Annotated in this window: 23 protein-coding genes; 20 read left to right on the plus strand and 3 right to left on the minus strand. The window is 33.2% G+C overall.

The window, feature by feature from the left end; all coding sequences use genetic code 11:
• Positions 1 to 23: 23 nt before the first annotated feature.
• The 5 genes from E9099_RS16800 to E9099_RS16820 all read left to right on the plus strand — a co-directional run bounded on the left by E9099_RS16800 (position 24) and on the right by E9099_RS16820 (position 6454).
• A complete protein-coding gene (locus E9099_RS16800; protein ID WP_136584671.1) occupies positions 24 to 1274 on the plus strand; it encodes a mechanosensitive ion channel family protein in 1251 nt (416 codons plus the stop codon).
• A gap of 91 nt (positions 1275 to 1365) precedes the next feature.
• Positions 1366 to 2052 carry a TetR/AcrR family transcriptional regulator gene (locus E9099_RS16805; RefSeq protein WP_136584672.1) on the plus strand — a complete coding sequence of 229 codons (687 nt, stop codon included), beginning with the start codon at positions 1366 to 1368 and terminating at the stop codon, positions 2050 to 2052.
• Complete coding sequence (locus E9099_RS16810; protein WP_136584673.1) at positions 2045 to 3712, plus strand: peptidase domain-containing ABC transporter; 1668 nt, start codon at positions 2045 to 2047, stop codon at positions 3710 to 3712. The genes E9099_RS16805 and E9099_RS16810 overlap by 8 nt, the downstream gene beginning before the upstream one ends.
• Before the next feature lies 1 nt (position 3713).
• Entirely contained in the window at positions 3714 to 5069 is a 1356-nt protein-coding gene (locus E9099_RS16815) for an HlyD family secretion protein (protein WP_136584674.1), read from the plus strand.
• Positions 5070 to 5071: 2 nt separating this feature from the next.
• A complete protein-coding gene (locus E9099_RS16820; protein ID WP_136584675.1) occupies positions 5072 to 6454 on the plus strand; it encodes a TolC family protein in 1383 nt (460 codons plus the stop codon).
• Between the two features lie 2 nt (positions 6455 to 6456).
• Here E9099_RS16820 and E9099_RS16825 read toward each other — a convergent pair whose 3' ends face one another.
• Both E9099_RS16825 and E9099_RS16830 read right to left on the minus strand, forming a co-directional pair.
• The gene (locus E9099_RS16825) at positions 6457 to 7257 is read right to left on the minus strand and encodes a hypothetical protein (protein ID WP_136584676.1); all 801 of its coding nucleotides are present in this window, start codon (positions 7255 to 7257) and stop codon (positions 6457 to 6459) included.
• Positions 7258 to 7320: 63 nt separating this feature from the next.
• The gene (locus E9099_RS16830) at positions 7321 to 9297 is read right to left on the minus strand and encodes a thiamine pyrophosphate-dependent enzyme (protein ID WP_136584677.1); all 1977 of its coding nucleotides are present in this window, start codon (positions 9295 to 9297) and stop codon (positions 7321 to 7323) included.
• Positions 9298 to 9453: 156 nt separating this feature from the next.
• Here E9099_RS16830 and E9099_RS16835 point away from each other — a divergent pair, with 156 nt between their 5' ends.
• From E9099_RS16835 to E9099_RS16860, 6 genes are all read left to right on the plus strand, one after another.
• Positions 9454 to 10401: an isopenicillin N synthase family dioxygenase gene (locus tag E9099_RS16835; RefSeq protein WP_136584678.1), complete on the plus strand. Its 948-nt coding sequence runs from the start codon at positions 9454 to 9456 to the stop codon at positions 10399 to 10401.
• A gap of 79 nt (positions 10402 to 10480) precedes the next feature.
• Complete coding sequence (locus tag E9099_RS16840) at positions 10481 to 10807, plus strand: translation initiation factor (protein ID WP_101018534.1); 327 nt, start codon at positions 10481 to 10483, stop codon at positions 10805 to 10807.
• Between the two features lie 2 nt (positions 10808 to 10809).
• On the plus strand, positions 10810 to 11739 hold the full coding sequence (locus tag E9099_RS16845; RefSeq protein ID WP_136584679.1) for a DUF1835 domain-containing protein: 930 nt from the start codon (positions 10810 to 10812) through the stop codon (positions 11737 to 11739).
• A complete protein-coding gene (locus tag E9099_RS16850; RefSeq protein WP_136584680.1) occupies positions 11740 to 12609 on the plus strand; it encodes a nucleoside phosphorylase in 870 nt (289 codons plus the stop codon).
• Positions 12610 to 12611: 2 nt separating this feature from the next.
• A complete protein-coding gene (locus tag E9099_RS16855) occupies positions 12612 to 13466 on the plus strand; it encodes a substrate-binding domain-containing protein (RefSeq protein ID WP_136584681.1) in 855 nt (284 codons plus the stop codon).
• A gap of 543 nt (positions 13467 to 14009) precedes the next feature.
• Positions 14010 to 14372 carry an endonuclease domain-containing protein gene (locus E9099_RS16860; protein WP_136584682.1) on the plus strand — a complete coding sequence of 121 codons (363 nt, stop codon included), beginning with the start codon at positions 14010 to 14012 and terminating at the stop codon, positions 14370 to 14372.
• Between the two features lie 642 nt (positions 14373 to 15014).
• Here E9099_RS16860 and ung read toward each other — a convergent pair.
• Entirely contained in the window at positions 15015 to 15680 is a 666-nt protein-coding gene (ung, locus tag E9099_RS16865) for a uracil-DNA glycosylase (protein WP_136584683.1), read from the minus strand.
• An 80-nt stretch (positions 15681 to 15760) separates the two neighbouring features.
• On the opposite strand from ung, the gene E9099_RS16870 reads away from it, so the two are divergent.
• The 9 genes from E9099_RS16870 to truA all read left to right on the plus strand — a co-directional run bounded on the left by E9099_RS16870 (position 15761) and on the right by truA (position 23898).
• Complete coding sequence (locus E9099_RS16870) at positions 15761 to 16276, plus strand: GNAT family N-acetyltransferase (RefSeq protein WP_136584684.1); 516 nt, start codon at positions 15761 to 15763, stop codon at positions 16274 to 16276.
• 37 nt (positions 16277 to 16313) lie between these two features.
• Positions 16314 to 17804 (plus strand): YfcC family protein, encoded by a 1491-nt coding sequence (locus tag E9099_RS16875; protein ID WP_136584685.1) that lies wholly within the window; start codon positions 16314 to 16316, stop codon positions 17802 to 17804.
• Positions 17805 to 17921: 117 nt separating this feature from the next.
• Positions 17922 to 18521, plus strand: coding sequence for a SatD family protein (locus tag E9099_RS16880; RefSeq protein ID WP_136584686.1), 600 nt, complete (start codon positions 17922 to 17924; stop codon positions 18519 to 18521).
• On the plus strand, positions 18518 to 19234 hold the full coding sequence (locus E9099_RS16885; RefSeq protein ID WP_136584687.1) for a DUF3307 domain-containing protein: 717 nt from the start codon (positions 18518 to 18520) through the stop codon (positions 19232 to 19234). Before E9099_RS16880 ends, E9099_RS16885 begins: the two co-directional genes overlap by 4 nt.
• A gap of 38 nt (positions 19235 to 19272) precedes the next feature.
• The gene (locus E9099_RS16890; protein ID WP_136584688.1) at positions 19273 to 20700 is read left to right on the plus strand and encodes a hypothetical protein; all 1428 of its coding nucleotides are present in this window, start codon (positions 19273 to 19275) and stop codon (positions 20698 to 20700) included.
• Between the two features lie 89 nt (positions 20701 to 20789).
• Positions 20790 to 21311 carry a hypothetical protein gene (locus E9099_RS16895; RefSeq protein ID WP_136584689.1) on the plus strand — a complete coding sequence of 174 codons (522 nt, stop codon included), beginning with the start codon at positions 20790 to 20792 and terminating at the stop codon, positions 21309 to 21311.
• A 5-nt stretch (positions 21312 to 21316) separates the two neighbouring features.
• The gene (locus E9099_RS16900) at positions 21317 to 22315 is read left to right on the plus strand and encodes a YARHG domain-containing protein (RefSeq protein ID WP_136584690.1); all 999 of its coding nucleotides are present in this window, start codon (positions 21317 to 21319) and stop codon (positions 22313 to 22315) included.
• A 159-nt stretch (positions 22316 to 22474) separates the two neighbouring features.
• Complete coding sequence (locus E9099_RS16905; protein WP_136584691.1) at positions 22475 to 22852, plus strand: hypothetical protein; 378 nt, start codon at positions 22475 to 22477, stop codon at positions 22850 to 22852.
• Between the two features lie 251 nt (positions 22853 to 23103).
• Positions 23104 to 23898 carry a tRNA pseudouridine(38-40) synthase TruA gene (gene truA, locus E9099_RS16910; protein ID WP_136584692.1) on the plus strand — a complete coding sequence of 265 codons (795 nt, stop codon included), beginning with the start codon at positions 23104 to 23106 and terminating at the stop codon, positions 23896 to 23898.
• Positions 23899 to 23964: the final 66 nt, after the last annotated feature.

The raw sequence follows: 23964 nt of genomic DNA on the forward strand, positions 1-23964 counted from the left end.
TGCTCTAAATTCATATAAATTACATGATTAAATACGTACACTTTTTTTACGATTATTTTATAGATTTAGGATTAACTAAAATCACTTCTAAATATTTAAATTTATTAGCGTTATCAATTTTAACGTTAGTTGTCCTTTTTTTATTAGATATTTTAGTTAGAAAAATACTACGTTTAATTTCTGCCAAAGTCGCCGCTACTACCAAATCTAATTTTGATGATTTACTAATCGCTAACCGTGTACCAAGAAATATAGCGCATATCCCTGCTTTATATTTGGCTATAGAAAGTATCCCCTTAGTCTTTAATGATTTTGAAAACCTGCATTTATTTTTTGAAAAAGGGATGCAAGTTTCCGGTATAATATTAGGCTTATTAATTGTTAGAAGTTTACTAAACACACTTAAAAATTATTTTAAAACAGTACCAAGATTAAAAGATAAACCTATAGACAGTTACATACAAGTCTTTATGATTTTTGCATGGATTATAGGCATTGTTCTTGCTTTGGCTGTAGTTGTTGGAGGAACGTCGTTATGGAAAATACTAACCGGTTTTGGTGCTGCTTCTGCTGTTATTTTGTTGATTTTTAAGGATACTATTTTAGGTTTTGTTGCCAGTATACAAGTGTCTATTAACGATATGGTACGTATTGGAGATTGGGTTACTTTCGAAAAATTTGGTGCTGATGGTGATGTAATCGAAATAAATCTAGCGACAGTAAAAGTTCAGAATTTTGATAATACAATTACAACCATACCAACTTATGCCTTAATCGCAGATTCGTTTAAAAACTGGAGAGGAATGACAAATTCCGACGGAAGACGAATAAAAAGACATATGTTAATTAAACAAACGTCTATTAAGTACTTAACAATTGAAGATATTGAGCGTTTAAAACAAATCGAAATAATTTCGGTATATTTAAATACGATGCAGGATAAAATACAAAATTTTAATGATTCACATTCCGTTGATAAATCAATACTAATTAATGGTAGAAACTTAACTAACATTGGTGTTTTTAGAAAATTTATTCAAACCTATCTGCAACAACACTCGGCCATCAATAATGACATGTTATTAATGGCTAGACAATTACAACCTACCTCTCAAGGAATTCCTTTGGAAATCTACTGTTTTACTAAAGATAAACGTTGGGAAAGTTATGAGTATGTTATGAGCGATCTATTTGATCATTTTTTAGCGGCTGTTCCTTTTTTCGACTTAGAGTTATTTGAACTTCCAAGTAATAACAGTTTTACACCATCTTAAAACCTTATTTTTTCTGAGAAAGTTAATTAATAGTTAATTTGATTTCAGTTTTAATAGTAATACTATTATATTTGCAATCAAATAAAATGTTATGCATACTTTACTATCAAATTTAAAGATCAATATTAACGAAAAAATCTACCTCAAAGATCCAGAATCTTCTGCATTGGGGAAACGCATAGTCGAAAACAGCATAGTATTAATAGACGACATAGGCTTTGATGCTTATACCTTTAAAAAACTTGGTATCAAAATAGGTTCTAACGAAAGTAGTATCTATCGTTATTTTGAAAGCAAACACAAACTATTAATTTATCTGGCCTCTTGGTATTGGACTTGGTTGGAGTATCAATTAGTATTTACTACAAATAGTATTGAAAATACTACAGAAAAGATTGAGAGAGCCATTATTATACTGACCAGAACAACCACTGTTGATTCCAATTTCTCGCATATCAATGAAGTGATTTTAAAACGCATAGTTATAAACGAATACTCTAAATCTTACTTAACAAAAGAGGTTGATAACGAAAATAAAGACGGTTATTTTTTGGTTTATAAACGCTTAGTTAACCGATTGCATGACATGATTTTGGCTATAGATAGTAACTACCCTTATGCCTATAGCCTATCCAGTACTGTTATTGATGGTGCGTTACACCAACATTTTCTGAAAGATCATTTTACCACAATTTCTGATTTAAAAAAAGAGGAAGCTCCTACTAATTATTTTAAAGATTTAGTTTTCAAATCCCTAAACATTTCCACAAATGAGTAAAAAAATATTAACTTCATGGCAACGTTTTATTAGTTTGCTAAAATTAGAACGTAAAGACGTAAGGCAAGTCTTTTTCTATGCCATTTTTGCTGGTTTAGTTAATCTATCCTTACCATTAGGGATACAGGCCATTATTAATTTATTACAGGCAGCACAAATTAGTACATCATGGATTGTCTTAGTCGTACTAGTAACCATCGGTGTCGTTTTTGTCGGCATATTACAACTAATGCAAATTAGAATTATAGAAAACATTCAACAAAAAATATTTACAAGAGCCTCGTTTGAATTCGCTTATCGCTTTCCTAAAATGAAAATGAGCGAATTAAATGGGTATTATCCACCAGAATTAGCCAACCGGTTTTTTGATACTATTAATATCCAAAAAGGAATTGCTAAAGTATTAATTGATTTTCCTGCTGCAATTTTACAAATCGTTTTTGGGCTAATATTATTATCTTTTTATCATCCCTTTTTTATTATATATGGCGCACTATTATTAATACTTATTTACGTTGTTTTTAAGTTTACTGCCGAAAAAGGATTGAGAACGAGTATTGACGAATCTAACCACAAGTACAAAGTTGCGCATTGGCTGCAAGAGATAGCACGGTCTATTGTAAGCTTTAAATTATCTGGAAAGACAAGTCTAGCATTACAAAAAAATGATAGATTAGTAACAGATTATTTAGAGGCTAGAGAAAGTCACTTCAAGGTTTTGATTGTACAATTTATTCAACTTATAGGGTTTAAAGTTTTAGTGACTGCTGGATTACTAATAATTGGTGGCGCATTGGTACTGAATCAACAAATGAATATTGGACAGTTTGTTGCTGCTGAAATTATTATACTTTTAGTCATTAATTCTGTTGAAAAATTAATTCTTGGACTAGAAACCTTTTATGATGTTTTAACCTCTATTGAAAAATTAGGAAAAGTTGTTGATAAAGATTTAGAGCCGCAAAACGGAGCGCTTTTAGACCTTACAGACCTTGATTTTGATATAGAATTAGACAATGTCTCGTATAGTGTCAGTGACAGAAAAACACCTGTATTAAAAGATATTTCATTAAAAATAAAAGCTAAAGACAGGCTACTCATCAAAGGACATAGTGGTTCTGGAAAATCTAGTTTATTAAAACTTATTGCTGGCGTCTTAACACCCACCGAAGGTAGTGTATATGTCTGTGACAAATCTTTGACCAGTTTGAATATTAACAGTTACAGGTCAAATATTGGTCAAACATTAGTAGAAGAAACACCTTTTGAAGGAACTTTGTTAGAAAACATCACTTTTGGAGATACAGATATTACTTTGAAACAATTAGATTGGGCTATACAAAATGTCGGGTTAAGAGATTTTGTTAAGCAGTTGCCTAACGGATTAAACACGATGTTGTATCCAGAAGGGAAAGGCGTTTCGTTCACTATTTCTAAAAAAATAATGTTAGCTAGAAGTATTGTTAAACAACCTAAATTACTAATGCTTAAAGAACCATTAGATCAATTTGAAGCCAAAGAAGCGCAACAATTAGTAGATTTTTTAACGCAACCGGAACATCCTTGGACATTAATTGTGGTTAGCCAAAACACCATTTGGCAACCTAAACTTAACAAAACAATCATTTTAGATAAAGGTCAAATAATTAACACTAAATAACATGTTAAATATTTCAAGAAATAGCGTCAATAAAAACATTGACATCAGTCGTTTTAAGTCTGTGCAAAAAGCATTTAATAAAAAACATTACAAACACTTTAACCGGTTATTAATCATATTTGGGGTTATTTGTATTATTATACTATTTCTCCCTTGGACGCAAAGCATTACTGCCTCAGGTCTAGTCACCACGTTAACACCAGACCAACGCCCACAAACAATACAATCTCCTATACCTGGACGTATAGAAAAATGGTTTGTTAAGGAAGGTGATTTTGTAAAAAAAGGAGATACTATTCTATTTATTTCTGAAGTAAAAAATGAATACTTCGATCCTAATTTAGTCGAGAGAACAAGTCAACAAATTAAAGCGAAAGCATCATCCGTGGTCTCTTATTCTGGAAAAGTAAATGCCTTAAATAATCAAATCGGCGCATTATCTAATGAAAGACAACTAAAGTTAGAACAAGCTAAAAACAAGTTGTTACAGAGTAAATATAAAGTGACTACGGATAGTATTGACTTGGAAGCTGTCAAAATTAATTTAAATATTGCCGAAAGACAATTTGGAGCGATTCAAAATTTATATGACGAAGGTTTAAAATCATTAACAGAATTAGAGTCTAAAAAAGCTAAGCTACAAGAGTCTAAAGCAAAACTAATGTCTCAAGACAATAAGTATTTAGCCTCTCAAAATGAAGTAATTAATGCTAGAATAGAATTAAATAAAATTGGAGCCCAATATGCCGAAAAAATATCAAAAGCACAAAGTGATAAATTTACAGCGCAGTCTAGCGGGTTTGATGCCGAAGCACAAGTCACCAAACTAGAAAATGCCTATACCAACTATTCCATGCGTAATGACCTCTATTACATAAAAGCGCCGCAAGATGGTTTTATTAATAGAGCTATAAAAGCAGGTATTGGAGAATCGTTTAAAGAAGGTGAAAGACTAGTAGGTATTATGCCCTCTAAATATGATGTAGCTATCGAAACATTTATAAATCCAATTGATTTACCATTAGTACATTTAGATGAAGAATTTAGAGTCCAATTTGATGGATGGCCGGCTATTATTTTTAGCGGTTGGCCGAATTCGTCATACGGAACCTATGGCGCAAAAGTAGTGGCTATCGAGCGTTTTATAAGTCCGAATGGAAAATTTAGAGTCTTATTAGCACCAATAGAAGATGAACATCAATGGCCAGAAGCTATCCGTGTAGGCTCAGGAGCACTAACAATAGGATTATTAGAAGATGTCCCTATTTGGTTCGAATTATGGCGACAACTAAATGGTTTTCCTCCTAATTATTACCAACCAAACGGAAACCAAACGGCGACAAAAAATAAAAAGTAAGAATGAAAAATATAATAATTATCCTTTTAACAGTATCTCCTTGGCTTTCTGGGGCGCAAACGTTAGATAGTTTGAGTTTTACTGAATATTTAGGTTACGTAAAACAGTTTCATCCCATTGTTAAGCAAGCAGAGCTGCGTCTAGAAATAGGCCAAGCATCATTAATGAAAGCTCGTGGTGGCTTTGATCCAAAATTTGAAGTTGATTTTAATGAAAAAGACTTTAAAAACACTGAGTATTATGAGCGTCTAAATGCCACTTTCAAGATACCAACGTGGTACGGTATTGAATTGAAAGCTAATTTTGATGATAATACAGGGTACTATTTAAATCCAGAAAATACAGTTCCAAACGATGGACTATATAGTGCAGGTATTGGGTTTTCTTTAGGCCAAGGTTTATTAATTAATAAACGAATGGCTGATATTAAAAAAGCCAAGTTTTATACAACTCAAACCGAAGCAGAACGTAAATTATTAGTCAATGAAGTCTTATATAATGCATCTACTGCCTATTTTGATTGGCTACAAGCTTATAACGAAACAAAGATATATCAACGCTTCTTAGCTAATGCTGAAGTCAGATTTAAAGGCGTGCGTTCTAGCGTGCTTGCTGGTGATAAAGCAGGCATTGATAGTTTAGAAGCAGGCATTGTTGTTAAAACTAGAACATTAGAGTTAGAACAAGCTCAAGTCAAATTACTTAAGGCCAGATTACAAGCCTCCAATTTTATATGGCTAAACAACACACCAGCAGATATAAATGATGCTGTCTACCCGACACTAACACTAGACGAGGAAGTGGATTCCATTTTAGCGTTAGACGATCGCTTAGAGTTAAACGTAGCGGAGCATCCAAAATTAGTTGCTCTAGGTAGTAAACTAGACGGAATGGATGTGGATAGACGTCTAAAAGCGAATAAGCTTTTACCTATTGTAAATGGACAGTATAATTTTTTATCAGAAACACCTGAAATAGCAAACTCATTTAATGCTTCTGCATATAAAGCCAGTATTAATGTTGCTTTCCCTTTATTTTTAAGAAAAGAACGTGGTGATTTGAAACTTTCTAAATTAAAAATTCAAGATGCCGAATTTGAGTTTTCAGACACACAATTGCAAATTAAAAATAAGATTACTGCTTTAAATAAAGAGTTAGAATCTTACAAAACTCAAAACAAATTAATTAAAACTATAGTAGCAGATTACATAACACTGTTAAACGCTGAAGAGCGTAAGTTTACTTTTGGAGAAAGTTCAATATTTTTAATCAATAGTAGAGAAAATAAATTGATACAATCTCAAGTTAAAGCCATACAGTTAGAAAATAAGTTTTTTACCACAAAAGCCAAGTTATTTAATAGTCTTGGGTTAGTACCTAATTAAAACTATTCTTCTTTTTTAGAGTTTGAAGTCGATTTTGACTTATCGTCTTTTGTTGTAGCGTTTTTAGAATCTTCGCTGTCTTCAACACCTTGTTCTATAAGTTGTAATTTACTTTCTTCAGACTTGGCTAAAACGATAATGGCTTTACGTCCTGTTCTTAAACTCCATTGATTAGATATGATAACTTTATTATTCTCATCAAAAATTCTAAGCTCAGCCGTATTTGGACCAGAAAGCCCTTGGTTTAATGCCTGAAATTCAATTCGGAATATACCTTCATCAAAATCTATATTAAACCCCTTAAATCCGCCACTTAAGACCTCCTTAAGCACAACGACATCATCATTTATTATAACTCTTATTATATCGCCATCAACTGCTCCAAAATCTCGATATTGTATGTTCAATTTTTTAGCACTAGTTGTATAATTACCTAAAAATTGATTCGCATCTGCAGGTAATAGCAATAGGCGTTCTTCAACAGCTTCCATCTGTCGATTTAACTGTTTAGTAAAGACTTCGGCTGAACTTCTAAAATTATTATCTTCTTTATAAATTGAAAATGCTACTTTAGGTTTTACCGCGGTAGCAACCTCTTTAGGAGCCTCAATCTCGTTGTCATTATCATCATCAGGCTTAACTTCTTCTGCTTCAGGCGCGGGTTCAATAATTAATTCTGGATCATCTTTAGGGTCTTCACTTTCCATAGCAGGAATAGCAAAACCATTATTTTCACTATCAATTTGAGCATAGCTTGACAGCGAAATAAAAAATAATATTAAAAAAGAAATATAAAACTTCATGGTATTATGTTCTGTTGTTTGCCGAAAATAAACCAAAAATCATACCTAAATGCCAAAAAAATATTAATACTCTAATAATTTAAGCAATTCACCTTCAAATTTATCTCTAGAAAGGTATTGATCTTCTAATTGATTTATAAATGGTATCGGCGTATCCATACTAGCAACACGCTTAACTGGCGCATCTAAAGACTCAAAGCAATGCTCCATAATCAAAGCTGAAATATCACTAGCAATACCTCCAAAAAGAGAATCCTCTTGCAATATAATAGCACGTCCCGTCTTTTTAACTGAAGCGTAAATAGTCTCTGTATCTAAAGGTTGCAAAGATCTTAAATCTATAACATCTGCTTTTATTTCGGGATGTTTTTCTAGTGTATTTAAAACCCAATGAACTGCCGCACCATAAGATATAATAGTAACTTCATCACCTGTCTGTAATGTTGCAGCTTTACCAAACGGAATTGTAAAATAGTCCGTTGGCACCTCTTGTCTGATACTTCTATACAATGCTTTATGTTCGAAAAATAACACAGGGTTTGGATCATTTATAGCTGTAGCTAACAACCCTTTTGCATCATATGGAAAGGCTGGGTAAATCACTTTTAGCCCTGGGGTTTTAGTAAACCAAGCCTCATTAGTTTGACTATGAAATGGTCCTGCTGCTACACCTGCTCCACATGGCATTCTTAAAACAACATCCGCATTTTGATTCCATCGATAATGCGATTTTGCTAAATAATTAACCACTGGATTAAAACCAGAAGTCACAAAATCTGCAAATTGTAACTCGACAACACTTTTAATGCCTGCAATACTTAAACCCATTGCTGTTTCGATAATAGCCGATTCGCATATCGGCGTATTGCGCACTCTGTCTTTTCCAAACTGCTCAACAAAGCCATCTGTTATTTTAAAAACACCGCCATATTCGGCAACGTCTTGCCCCATAATTACCAGATCATCATGACGTTCCATCGACTGTTTCAATCCTTCAGAAATAGCATCAATAAGTCGTAATTCATTTGTAGTTTCATTTTCTTTAACTTCATGATAAACAAAGTTTTGATACACATCATTTAATTCGTTACTTTCATCTGAAACGATTTCGGTTTCCGCGTAAGCGATATCTAAATTATCACTAATTTCTGTAATATATTTTGCTTTTAATTCTGAAATCAAGTCTGTAGTCAAAATACCTTCTTGCAATAAAAACTCTTGGTAATTTTCGATAGGATCTTTAATCGCCCACGCGTCTAATAATTCTTGAGGAACGTACTTTGTACCACTCGCCTCTTCATGCCCACGCATTCTAAACGTTTTAAATTCGATTAGAATCGGACGTGGATTTTCGCGCACACTTTTGGCTAAATCATTAAGTGTATTATATACTTCTAAGATATTATTACCATCTATAATATGACTTTCCATACCATATCCAATAGCTCTATCAGCTAGATCTTTACAGTTGTACTGCTCTGTAGTTGGTGTAGATAAACCATAACCATTGTTTTCAATACAAAACAAAACAGGTAATTGCCAAACAGAAGCGACATTTAAAGCTTCGTGGATATCTCCCTCACTAGTCCCGCCTTCTCCTGTAAAAACAGTCGTTACTTGATTTTTGTTTTTTAATTTAGAGGCTAATGCAATGCCATCAGCAACACCAAATTGTGGCCCTAAATGACTAATCATCCCCACAATATTATACTCTTGGGTTCCAAAATGGAAACTTCTATCTCGTCCTTTTGTAAAACCATTAGCTTTTCCTTGCCATTGCGAAAACAGCCTATGTAACGGAATGTCTCTAGTTGTAAAAACACCCAAGTTTCTATGCATCGGTAAAATGTACTCGTCTTTATGCATAGCAGCTGTCACACCCACAGAAATAGCCTCTTGACCAATACCTGAAAACCACTTACTAATCTTACCTTGTCTAAGTAAAATAAGCATTTTATCTTCAATTAATCTTGGTTTTAACATGCGCTTATATAAGTCTAAAAGCGTCGTATTGTCTAACATTTTTTTATCAAAAGTCATAGTGGTTTTTTCTAAAGCTGTAGCTTATAAATTTAAGCGTTTGTCAAATATAGAATAAAAGTGTAAAAGTAAATCGCTGCTTTAAAAAAAATTATGACTACCATTTTTCCAATGTTTTCGCTACATTTGTATATATTACACTTATAAAATATAAAGATGAATAGCATACCTAGCGTTAATTTAAAGGATTTTACATCTGGAGATCCTGTTAGAAAACAACAATTTGTTGATCAAATAGGGAAAGCCTACGAAGAGATTGGTTTTGTAGCCTTAAAAGGACACTTATTAGATGAGACTTTGGTTGATAACTTATATGAAGAAATAAAAAACTTTTTTACACTACCATTAGAAACAAAGCATAAATACGAAATCCCAGGCATTGGCGGACAACGTGGTTATGTTTCTTTTGGAAAAGAAAGTGCAAAAGGAAAAAAAGAAGGTGATTTAAAGGAATTCTGGCACTTTGGGCAATATGTAGAGGATGATGCAGAACGTGCTAAAGAATACCCTGAAAATGTAAGCGTTAATGAGTTAGCTAATTTTAACGACGTCGGTAAAAAAGCCTACCAAACGTTAGAAGAAACTGCAAAATACGTATTACGTGCATTGGCATTACATTTAGATTTAGAAGAAACGTATTTTGACAACTATATTCACAACGGAAACTCAATTTTACGACCAATACATTATCCACCAATCACTCAAGAGCCAGACAATGCAGTACGTGCAGCAGCACATGGTGACATTAACTTAATTACATTGTTAATGGGAGCTCAAGGACGTGGTTTACAAGTGCAAAACAATGCTGGAGAATGGATTGATGCCATTGCTGAGGCAGATGAATTAATGATTAATGTGGGAGATATGTTATCTAGGCACACTAATAACAAATTAAAATCTACTATACACCGCGTAATTAATCCACCTAAAGAACTTTGGGGAACCTCTCGCTACTCTATTCCATTTTTCATGCACCCAATTAGTGAAATGAAACTAGATGTTTTAGATAGCTGTATAGATGAAGAAAACCCAAAACAGTTTGACGATATTACTGCTGGTCAATTTCTAGACGAGCGTTTAAGAGAATTAGGTTTAAAAAAATAGCATTCATTTTATAGTCTCAGTCACATTCATATTCGATTGTGTTACTGAGACTTTAAATATGGACTATAAACGACACACCATGGATTTACAAGATCAATTAAAAAACCTCTTCCCAGAACACGAACCTGAAATTGTTGAAAAACAAGAAAAAGATAGTGCTATTTGGCTTCAAGACGACCCAATACTTTGCAAATACGAGAAACGTAAAGGTAAACCTATAACTATTTTAGAAGGGTACACAGGAGCAACCGAAGATTTTAAGTTATTAGCTAAAGAGCTAAAACAAAAGTTAAGTGTTGGCGGAAGTTTTAAAGATGATAAAATTATTATCCAAGGAGATTACCGTGATAAAATCATGGCTATGCTAAAGGAAAAGGGCTTTAATGTAAAACGCGTCGGCGGATAATTATGAGTGATAACAATCTTCACATTACAAATGGTTCTAGCTTAACGGATTATTTAACTAAAATAAACTTTAAAGGAGATACTTTAACTTGGCACGAAATGCTATGTGAAGGTCCTACTGTAAAAGAAATTAATACCCCTGATTTTTTTAAGACCAGAAAAACGTTTCTTGAAGACGTTTACGATCTAGAATACGATATTGATAGTATTAAAAACGAGTTTAATAAATTAGACGATGTTTCTAAATATACTGCAATCGTTTTATGGTTTGAATATGATTTATTCTGTCATATAAATTTAATTGCTGCTATTAGTTTAATCAAGCAAAAAGGTATCGAGCTCCCACTCTATTTAGTGTGTAGTGGTCGTATTGCAGGCGAAAAAGACTTAAAAGTATTATCCGACCTATCAGAACAGCAACTTTTAAACGAATACGAGAATAAAATAAAGTTAAATGTAGATGATATTGCGACAGCCCAAAAAGCGTGGCGTATTTACTGCGAGCATGATCATAACTTATTAAAAGAATTAATTGTCAGACCTTCTAGTTTTAAATATTTAAGCAATTGTTTAAAAGCACATTTAAGACGTTTTCCGGACACTAGAAGTGGATTAAATACGTTGGAATACAATACTCTAATTTTAATAAAAGAGCACACGGTAACCTCTCGCAATCATTTACTAGGCTACTGTTTACATTATCAAGGTTATTATGGCTTTGGCGATTTACAGTTAGAACGTATGATTAACAGATTAGAACTGTTTTTTGATGAAACTGAAAATACGCTAACCCTAAATAGAAATGGTCATTTAGCTATAGAGCATCAAAAAAACTTCTCTAAACAAATAGATACAGAATTCCAATTTGGAGGGGTTAATAAAAAAGACTTCCAATACGATAAAAAAGAAAATAAATTAATACCAACCATTTAAATGGCTATACAAGAATCAGAATTAATTTTAAATCCAGACGGTAGTGTTTACCATCTTAATTTATTACCTGAACATATATCAAATAACATCATATTCGTTGGTGACCAAGACCGCGTAGAAAAAATTACAAAATATTTTGATTCTATCGAATTCACTATTCAAAAAAGAGAATTTAAAACACAAACAGGACTTTATAAAGGCAAGCGTCTAACCGTGATTTCTACTGGAATTGGACCAGATAATATAGATATTGTTTTAAACGAACTAGATGCATTAGTAAATATTGATTTAAAAACAAGACAGCCAAAAGACACCTTGACTACATTAAATATTGTTCGTGTTGGAACGTCTGGATCGCTTCAAAAAGATATTCCTGTCGACTCTTTTGTCATGAGTACTCATGCTTTAGATTTAAATGGAATGTTACATTTTTATCAAATTGATGCCATTAGTAATAATGATGTTGAAGATGCCTTTATCAAATTCACTAATTGGGATAGCAACAAAGCAAGACCAATTGTTATTAATAATAGCAAAACTTTAGAAGCACATTTTGATAGTCCAAAAATGCACAAAGGGATGACAGCAACCGCTGGAGGCTTTTATGCTTCACAAGGTCGTGTATTACGTTTACCACTATCTGACAGCACTTTAAACCAGAAAATGGATGCTTTTTCTTATAAAGGTTTTAGGATTACCAATTTAGAAATGGAAACCTCTGCTATTTATGGTTTATCAAAATTATTAGGACACAATGCCTTATCCTTAAATGCTATCATTGCTAATAGGCCAAATGGAACCTTTAGCGAAGACCCTAAAAAAGTGGTTGAAAATTTAATACAATATACCTTAGACAAATTAGCAGAATAATTATGAAGCAAATTAATATTGGAGGTGTACCAGAACACTTTAACCTAGCTTGGTATTTAGGTTTAAAAAATGGCGAATTTAAAGATGCCGATATCAACTTACGTTGGAAAGACTATTTTGGAGGTACTGGTGCTATGTGCAAAGGTTTAAGAGATGGAGATATTGATATGGCTGTCATCTTAACAGAAGGTATTATCAAAGACATCATCGCTGGTAATAAATCTAAAATTGTTCAGGTATTTGTGGATACACCATTAATATGGGGTATTCATGTTGCTGAAAAATCGGATTATAAAACTATAGAAGATTTAAAAGGAACCAAAGCAGCGATCAGTAGATATGGCTCTGGATCGCATTTAATGGCTTATATCAATGCCGAAAATAATGGCTGGGATTTAGAAAAAGATTTAAACTTTGAAGTTATAAAAAACTTAGATGGTGCTGTTGAAGGTTTAACCGAAGGTAAAGCTGATTATTTTATGTGGGAAAAATTTACCACAAAACCTTTAGTTGATAATGGTACGTTTAGACGTGTAGGTAACTGTCCTTCACCTTGGCCCTGTTTTGTTATAGCCGTTAGAGAAGACTTTTTAAAAACCAATAAAGCTGATGTTAAAGCTATTTTAGATATTGTAAATGCTACAACTGAAGAGTTTAAAGAAATCCCGAGTATCGATCGTATGATTGCTAATCGCTATGAACAAGAAATTGAAGATGTTCAAGAATGGTTAAGTTTAACGGAATGGTCCCAAGACAATATCTCGAAAGAAACGGTTAAAAAAGTGCAAGACGAATTGTTCGCTTTAAATATTATTCCTGAAAAATGGAAATATGAAGACCTTGTTGAAGATGTATAATTTTAAAACGCCTCACTTATATAGTGAGGTTTTTTTTTGTTTTATATGTGAATGTTAAACTCCGCTTTCTTCCAATTTCTCTCAAAAAAGAAATTGAAATTCATTCTCGGCTTAAAATTAAGAGGAGAGCTACAATAACTCAACGTTAGTAATTATCTCAAATTAGAATTACTATCACCATCGCAAACAGCTCCTCCCTTCAGCTGAAGGGAGGTGTATTTTTCAAAGAAAAAGACGGAGAGTTTGTCCAAAAACGCGAAGCATTTTTAAAAGTGTACAAGAATAAAACTCCTCTTTCTTCCATTTTCTTTTTAATTAAGAAATTGAAATTGATTCTCGGCTTAAAATTAAGAGGAGAGCTACAATAACTCAACATTTGTAATTATCTCATATCAAAGTTAAAAAGACCATCGCAAACAGCTCCTCCCTTCAGCTGAAGGGAGGTGGTTTCTATTTAAATAGAAATCGGAGAGTTTGTCCCAAAACGCGAAGCAGTTTTATCCAAAATTATAAAAGCAACAAATTTTATAGTAACTTGAAGCCATGTATCGCGAACAAGTTCACAGTAAACAAGAGTTAAAACAACTAAGAGCAAAACTAAGACAAAGTCTAACGCCTTCGGAAGCTTATTTGTGGACTAAACTTAAAGCTAGACAATTCCACAATACAAGATTTACAAGACAACATAGCATCGGGTATTATATTGTTGATTTTTATTGTGCTGAACATCTATTAATAATTGAATTAGATGGTGAAATTCATAACAATCCTGAACAATCAGAAAAAGACAAAAGAAGAACAAAGTATCTAGAACACCTCGGTTACACAGTGCTGAGATTTGAGAATAAAATGGTTTTTGATTTTTTACCCTCTGTTTTTATGGCTATTGAAGAGCATATTCGTTAAGATATTAGAATACTTAAACTCCTCTTTCTTCCAATTTCTCTTTAATTAAAAAATTAGAATTCATTCTCGGCTTAAAATTAAGAGGAGAGCTACAATAACTCAGTATTAGTAATTATCTCAAATTAAAGTTAAAAACACCATCGCAAACAGCTCCTCTCTTTAGCTAAAGGGAGGTGTATTTTTCAAAGAAAAAGACGGAGGGTTTGTCCCAAAACGCAAAGCAGTTTAATATATAATAAATAACAAACTCCTCTTTCTTCCAATTTCTCTTTAATTAAGAAATTGAAATTCATTCCCCTCTTAAAATTAAGAGGAGAGCTACAATAACTTAGGATTAGTAATTATCTCAAATCAAAATTAAAAAGACCATCGCAAACAGCTCCTCCCTTCAGCTGAAGGGAGGTGTGTTTTTCATAGAAAAAGACGGAGGGTTTGTCCCAAAACGCGAAGCAGTTTTAATATATAATAAATAACAAACTCCTCTTTCTTCCAATTTCTCTTTAATTAAGAAATTAGAATTCATTCTCGGCTTAAATTTAAGAGGAGAGCTACAATAACTCAACATTTGTAATAATCTCATATCAAATTTACTATCACAGCACTATTAGTAAAAGTAAAAGCGAAAACAAGACTAAAAACACCTTACCAATCTATCACATCCAAACCGTCAGACGCTAACAAATTATTAGTTTGACTAAAATGTCTGTTCCCAAACCAATAGCCACGATTAGCACTTAAAGGCGAGGGATGTCCAGAGGTCAAAATATGATGTTTATCGGCGTCAATTAACTTCCCTTTTTTCTTAGCAAATCCTCCCCAGAGTAAAAACACTACGTTTTCTTTTTGGTCACTAATCATTTTAATAACAGCGTCTGTAAAGCTTTCCCAACCTTGTTTTTGATGACTTCCAGCCTCGTGTGCCCTAACGGTTAATGTCGCATTTAGCAAAAAGACGCCTTGTTGGGCCCAACGCTCTAAATTTCCGCTTGACGGATATGGTTTCCCTAAATCGGTTTCAATCTCTTTAAAAATATTAATCAATGATGGCGGATGTTTTACCCCCTCATTTACACTAAAACACAACCCATTGGCTTGGTTGTAATTATGATATGGATCTTGACCAATAATAACAACTTTTAAGTCGTCTAAATGGCAGGTGTCAAAAGCATTAAAAATCAAATTTTCTGTCGGAAAACATTGATTTTGTTTATAATCTTCAGTAACAAATTGAGTTAAATCCTTAAAATAGGGTTTATCAAATTCGGTTTGTAATGGTGTTTTCCAACTGTGATGTATATTGACGTTCATAACTTTTAATTATTGACCTTTAATTCAAGCACAAAATAATACTATCTTTAAGAATTCTAAACCAATTTGTTAATTATTAAATGACCATTCAAAACGCGACAATCAATGATATGGACGATATCTTTAAGCTATACAAAATAGCTTCTGATTATCAAAAGACTAAGAAAACTGTGGTCGTTTGGCCTGATTTTGATCGTGATATGGTCATTTCAGAAATCAAAGAAAACCGTCAATTTAAATTTATCATTAACAATACGATTGCTTGTGTTTGGGCGATTACATTTAAAGATGATCAAATTTGGGAAACGAGTCAAAATGATAATGCAATGTATATCCATCGTATTGCTACTAATCCTGAATTTAGAGGCCAGCATTTGGTGACTAAAATAGTCGACTGGGCAAAAGGTTACGCATTAACAAAAGCAATCGATTATATTAGACTAGATACCTTAGGTAACAACACGGGATTAATTGCATATTACAAACAATCAGGTTTTGATTTTTTAGGCATGTTTGATTTAAATAATACGAACGGTTTACCGGAACATTACCATAATCAGCGCGCCTGTTTGTTTCAAATACAACTGAATAAATAAGACTTAAAATTATATAAAAAAGACAATTACATTTTTAATGAAAAACATAAAATTCCCTTCAGCACAATCCATTTTACTTATCATAGCAGGACTAGTGACCTTATTAACTTGGCTGGTTCCAGCAGGTAAATACGAAACTTTAGGTTATAATAAAGAAGCTAATCAGTTTACAAGAGTCAGTCTTGAAAAAACAGAAACCTTAGCAGCAACACAGCAAACATTAGAAATCCTAAACATTAAAATTCCGTTAGAAAAATTTACTAATGGAGACATTAACAAACCTATTAATATCCCTAATACGTATCAAGAATTAGAAGCGCAACCACAAGGGTTTTACGATTTTGTTAAATCGCCAGTCAAAGGAATCATAGAATCAGCAGACATTATTTTTCTAGTTTTAATTATTGGAGGATTAATAGGTATTATAAACAGTACAGGTGCTTTTGATGCAGGAATCAGCAAATTGGCAACCGCATTAAAAGGGCGCGAATTCATCTTAATTATATTAGTCACTGTTTTAGTGGCAGCTGGAGGAACAACGTTTGGTTTTGCAGAAGAAACGATTGCCTTCTACCCTATCTTAATCCCCGTGTTTTTAGCCGCAAAATATGATGCTATGGTCGGTATCGCCTCTATATTTTTAGGAAGTGCTATTGGGACGATGTGTTCTACAATTAATCCATTTAGTACTATTATTGCTAGTGATGCTGCAGGTATTAGTTGGACTACAGGACTTGGTGGCAGACTGTTTATGCTACTAGCCTGTTTGACTATTGCTTTAATTTATATTATTAGATATGGTAAACGCGTCCAAAAAGACCCTACAAAATCTGTTATTTACGATCAGCAACAACAAATAGCAGCGTTATTTTCTCATAAAACAGAAACCGTACAATTCACAACCCGTTTACGCCTATCTTTAATTGTGTTTGCTTTATGTTTTATAATCATGATTTATGGTGTTGTGGCTTTAGAATGGTGGTTTGTGGAGATGACTTCTGTCTTTTTAGTAGGTTCCATCTTAATTGGTGTCATTGCAAAAATAAAAGAAACAGAGTTTATAGAGACGTTTGTTAAAGGCGCAGGAGATTTATTGGGAGTCGCTTTAATTATTGGTATAGCACGTGGTGTAACGGTGATTATGGCTGATGGATTGATTAGTGATACGTTATTATATTATGCGAGTTCTATGACGGAAGGCATGAATAAAGGGCTTTTTGCGAGTGCTATGACGGCTATTTACGCGGGATTATCCTTTTTTATTCCAAGTAGTTCAGGAATGGCGGTATTAACCATGCCTATCATGTCACCTTTAGCAGACAGTGTTGGTGTAGGAAGAGAGCTTGTTGTTAACGCTTACCAATATGGCTTGGGGTTATTCTATTTTATCAATCCTACAGGTCTTATTTTAGCCTCATTAGCAGTGGTAAAAGTCGGTTTTAATAAATGGATAAAATTTGTAATGCCGTTATTTATAGTACTAATTATCTTTACTTTAGTGGTGATGACAGTCTCTAGTTACTTATAAAACACAATAGAAACCAAAATATCTGCTTAAGAACAGATATTAGTAATTATCTGCTTTTAAACAGATATTGTTGCATATCTGCTTAAAAACAGATATATTTATAAAAACTAATAAAAAATGGTAGCAGTTTTAACAGGAGACATTATTAATTCTAGAGAAGGCAATGTCTCGCAATGGTTGGATATTTTAAAAGGCACGCTTAATAAATATGGACAAACACCACAGCAATGGGAAGTATTTAGAGGGGATAGTTTTCAACTTGTTACCACTCCAAAACAAGCCTTGTTAGCAGCGTTACATATTAAAGCAGCGATTAAACAAAATGAAAGTTATGATGTTAGAATAGCCATCGGTTTAGGAGAAGAAACCCATAACGCTAAAAAAGTAGCCGAGTCCAATGGTACGGCTTATATCAATTCTGGAGAAGCTTTTGAAGCCTTAAAAAAGCAAACATTAGCCATAAAATCTGACCTACCAGAATGGGATCAACCTTTAAACATCATGTTTCATTTAGCACTATTAACGGCTAATAATTGGAGCAGTACCGTTGCTAAAGTCATTTTAACAGTATTAGAACACCCTACAAAAAACCAAAAAGATATTGCAAAACTCTTAGGTAAATCACAAAGTAATATTAGTGAAGCCTTAAAACGTGGCGGTTATGAAGAGGTTATGCAACTAAACAACTACTACCAAAACCAAATTATAAAACTATGATGTTATTAGTACTTAAATTAGTGTTAGCACACGCCATTGGCGATTTTGTGCTGCAACCAGAAAAATGGGTTATAGACAAAGCGTCAAAAAAGCACAAATCAAAATATTTGTACTACCATATTTTAGTACATGCCATTGCCTTAATAGTAGCCTTACAATTTGATTTTAACTATTGGTTGGGTATTTTAAGTATTCTAGCCTCTCATTATATTATAGATCTTATAAAAATTAATCTAACAGAAAAAGTAAATGCCAGACTTCTCTTTTTCTTAGACCAAATCGCACATCTAATTATAATTGTTCTTGTTGCTTTAGCTTATACGTCGTATTCCATAGATTTTTCAGAAATTTATTCAAAAAACAACATTGCCTTTCTTCTATCAATAATTGCTATCTCATCCATAGCCCCAGTAGTTATGCGCTTAATGATGAGCCAATGGGTTATCGAAGAAGATAACACAGATCATTCTCTTGAAAAAGCCGGAAAATACATTGGTATTCTAGAACGACTATTTGTCTTTGGATTTATTATACTTAACCAATGGAGTGCAATAGGCTTGCTAATTACAGCTAAATCGGTATTTAGATTTGGTGATTTATCAAAATCTAAAAACCGCAAGTTAACCGAGTATGTTTTAATAGGCACCTTAGTCAGTTTTGGTATTGCTATAGCTGTCGGTTTAGCCTATAATTACGTTGTCAAACTAGACTAATACCATCGACATTTAAAAATCAATAACACCCACCAACCATGACCACAAAACATTTTTTATACAGTCTATTAATTTTGAGTAGTGTTAGTTGTAAACCAAAATTATCTGGAGACACCGAAGACGGTTTAACCGCCTCGTTATTGGTGGTTAAAAAAGAACTAAATGTAACTGAACAAGAAAAATTAGACAATGCCATTGGCGTTATTGGCCTGTATGCCATGAAAGAAAAATGGGAACATCCAGATAACCACCCTAACCAGTCTATAACAGCTATTACATTGAGCACACTAAACAACAAATCGTATGACGCTGTTGTTAATTTTGCCGAAGATTTTATTGAAACCCTTAACCAGGATAAAATAGACGCTCTAGAATCAGAAATCTTAAAACTAGACGCACAACGTAAAAAAACAGATTCCGTTATTACACTACTCGACGGATTTAAACCTTCAGATATTCTTATAAAAAAAGATAATTGGGGCGAACCAAACCTTTATCTTAAAATTAAAAACACTAATAATTTAAAGGATATCACCAACTATATGTTTACTGTAAAGCTATACTCTATCGCTCAGGATAAACTCATTTTATCCACAGGTTCTGGAAGTAGTTTTGAAGATGGTAATACACTAGTTAATGATCAATTTTTCTGTAATATATCAGCATCACTAGCTTCAATAATCCAAAATAGCAGACGACTACAAAAACTACAACCAACGTTTAACTATCCTATAACAGATTTGGCGCAATATGACTTACGTGTCCAAATTATTACGAGTCAAATAAGACTAAAAGATAGGACCACTTATGATTATCCAGAGCAAAACCCTGAACTAATACAGGAACAAATACAAGCATTAAAAGACCAAATACAAACATTAAAAAACACGAACAACAGCTTAGATAATTTTTCTCAAGAAGCAGATGACACTAATGACCAAACACCAGCTTTTAATGAAGATTATCTAGCAGATTTAGAAGTCATCAGAAAAAAACCAGTAAATCAATTAGAACGTATTAAAAAAGTAAAACCTAATCTAAACTTAACCTTTCCTGCTAATTATGACGTCAAAAAGAAAGCTATTGGAGGTATGTATATCTTTAGTTTAAGTGACAGTCTGGTCTTTGATAATTCCAATAAAGATTTGATACAATATCAAATTCAAGACACCACTTATATCGAATATCAAGACAGTTATAACAAACCAAATGGTAAACTACTTATTCTAAACAACCCCACTGTTGCATATGACTTTAAAGAAACAATGGACGCTGTAATAGAAGAAGCACAACGTATGCATACCATAGATGCTGACGCTTCTGGTTATATGTACCAAATAATAAACAACTACAAACTAGTACGTTATTTTAAAATACAAAACGACCATTATTTATACACAATGGATTTCAAAAACTTAGAAGACTGCGTTAAAGAGTTTGACCGTTCTAAAAATATGATACAGTAATATCAGCTCGCTTTCGCGGAAATAAAGCCAAAAGCCTCACCGTTAACACCGAAACTATAGTACTAAAAAACAACCTAATAACATTTAACATGGTCGGGGAACTCAAGACAATTATACTAGTCGTCACCGTTATTATTTTAATCATAGTAAAAATAACAGGTGCTTATCAGGTCAAATCAAACCGCAAACACCGCACCAATTTACTAAGCAAGCTAAAAAGCTTTCCTATAGTATTGGATACTATAAAAATAGACGGATTACATTGGACAGAAAACAGAGCGGTTGATGTGTACGATAACGAACTGTATCCAAACCAATCGTCTTCTTGTATTGAACCTGCCACTAACGACTATCATAAACAGAAGGACATTATTAAATTTAAATCTAATTTAATCATCCCAATCACTTATATGGGGCAAACGCATAATTTTAAAACGACGTTACCAATAGAGCATACCATTGTAAGGATGAAGTTTTACGTCAAAAAAACAATGCCAATCTATATCGTAAATGCTACACCAGATAGTGTTCAGTTTTTAATTGACTTAACGTTTATGGACATTCCAATGCTATCCGTAAAAACCACACCTTATTTTACAAAAAAGGACTAACCAATATGAGATACGCAATACTACTCCTCTGCTCTACCCTCTTTTTACTAATGTCTTGTAATAACAGGAAGCAACCTAAAACTATAGACACAGAAACAAAGATTATAGCGCTAGAGAACCATTCCCAAAAATTATTAACAGAAACCGAATTAAACGCCAAAGACTTAAATCAATTACGCTTACTACGAAATGAGGTGTATGCCAGGAAAGGGTATGTCTTTGATAGTACCGAATTAAACACTTATTTTAATGCACAACCCTGGTATTCACCTAGAAAAAACGATCCTATTTTTCTTACCGAAATGGAGAAGCAATACGTTCACCTTATAAAACAAATTGAAAAAGCGAAAAGAACAGAAACTATTATTTACAAAGCATCACAATCACCATATACCCGTTTTAGAGACACCATTGCTATAAATTATAAGGACAATAAAAAACTATTGGATGTACTCCAATTATTTCCAAAGTCAAATATGGGCAGTTGGGATTGGTCTCAAAAAGACCGTACGACCATGGTTGATTATATTAAAACACATAATTATATCGTAGACACCACAGCACAATTTTTAAATATCAAATACGTCAAACCCAACACTATGGGCTTATCTGTTGTGGACGGCTTTTGGACGTTATCTCTCTATACTCTCGATGCGGACAATACCTTGGTTATTACTAATGATAGCGTGGGCGATGGTAATGACTATACCGTATATCTATTAAAAAATGCTGTTTTACAACTTATAGACGCCACTTCTATTTTTGGTGATTACTTTAATGTATTACTTCAAAATAATTCTGAAGCCTGTCAAAACCTTCTAGAAGAAAACAAAATCACTTTTGATTACGACTTCAGTGCGCCCCAAAGCATTACCATTGCTTCTTGGGCTTTCCATCAAGACGAGGATTCAGACTGTTTTAAAGGTAACACGATAGTATTACAATTAAATAAAAAAGAAGGTCGCTTTCTAGTGTCGGATACCTATTGGAAAGAAAACGACTAAACTATTAAATACCTTAAACGCTATAATCAAACTTCATGATCTAAGCTTTTTTTAGAACCATAATTAACCTAAATTGCTTATTTTTATATCAAACCACTCAATAACAACACAATACACTTGTCAATTTTCATTTAAAATGCGCTAGTTAAACTAAAACATATGGCACTAAAAACAGTTTTAATTATAGTTATAGCGCTTTCGCTGAATGCTTGCCAAAAAGCGAAAACAACCACTGAAACCACAGCACCACAAATCAGCCAACAAGACCATAGCACCGCATTTTTAAAAGTCCTAAACAAACATTTGGACGCTATCCCAACTAAGGATTTAGAAACCCTAAAAAGCACCCTGACGCCAAACGGAAACATGCAGCTTATTTTACCACAAACAGAACCAACAAATACCAATACGGACTTTTTAAACTACCATAAAGCGTGGTTTGCAGCAGATCTAGAATGGGATTTTATCACCACCATTCGGAATATACAAATTGGCGAACGCATAGGGATGGCCATCGTAGACGTTGTCTATACCTGACCGTTAAGAGCTAATACACCCTATTTTAATCATATGATTGTAAGCTACGATTTACAAAAAATAAATGGGCAGTGGTATTTTATAAAAGACCATGCCAGTTCTATACAAAAAAGTACAGATTTAGAAAATTAGACGCTCTCTTTAATGACAATACATCACCATTACCCTGTGCACAACAGATAATAACTATTCCTTTTTTAAAGATCATATTATAGTTACAATACTTAGTTTTACGGTTTTCAAATTTAAAGATGCGCTATTTTATACATTTAGGATTCGATGGTACCCATTACAGCGGTTGGCAACGTCAAAATGACACACAAAACACCATTCAGGAAGTTATAGAACAAACACTCTATAAACTCTTTAAAAAAACCGTCAGCGTTTATGGTTGTGGTCGGACAGATGCAGGTGTGCACGCTAGTCAATATGTTATTCAAATCACTCTAGAAGACGCCCCTACTTTCGATTTAAAATTCCGATTAAATAAAAACCTACCCAATAGCATTGCAGTATTTCAAGTTATTAAAGTTAATACCACGCAACATTGTCGTTATGATGCGACCACACGCGCTTACGACTATTTTGTCCATTGGAAAAAAAACCCAATCTTAGTTACCAACAGTTCGTTTTACGAAGATTACACCTTAGATTTTGACGCCATGCAAAAAGCAACTGCTATCATACGTCAAACTAAAGATTTTAGAGCCTTTTGCAAGCAGCCCGATTTATACGATAATACCATGTGTGACATAAGCCATTGTGCTTTATTTATTAACGATGCCCAAGGTAGACTCCGTTTTACTATTACAAGCAATCGGTTTTTAAGAGGCATGGTCAGGATTTGTATATATTACCTTTTAGAAGTCGGACGCGGAAAAATGACAATAGACACCTTTAAAGCCATTTTAAACCAAGACAAAAAATTAAAAACCACCTATGCAGCACATCCCAATGGTTTATTTTTAAGCCAGGTAACGTATCCCTATTTACAATTGGATAATACCAATAATTTAGTGACTATATTACGTGCAGGCTTGGAATAGTTTTAATACAAAGCTATCACAAGATAAAATTAGAGCATTAATTTTAATGCTATGACATTTTTTTAA

This window comes from Psychroserpens sp. NJDZ02 (genome assembly GCF_004843725.1).
Taxonomy (GTDB): domain Bacteria; phylum Bacteroidota; class Bacteroidia; order Flavobacteriales; family Flavobacteriaceae; genus Olleya.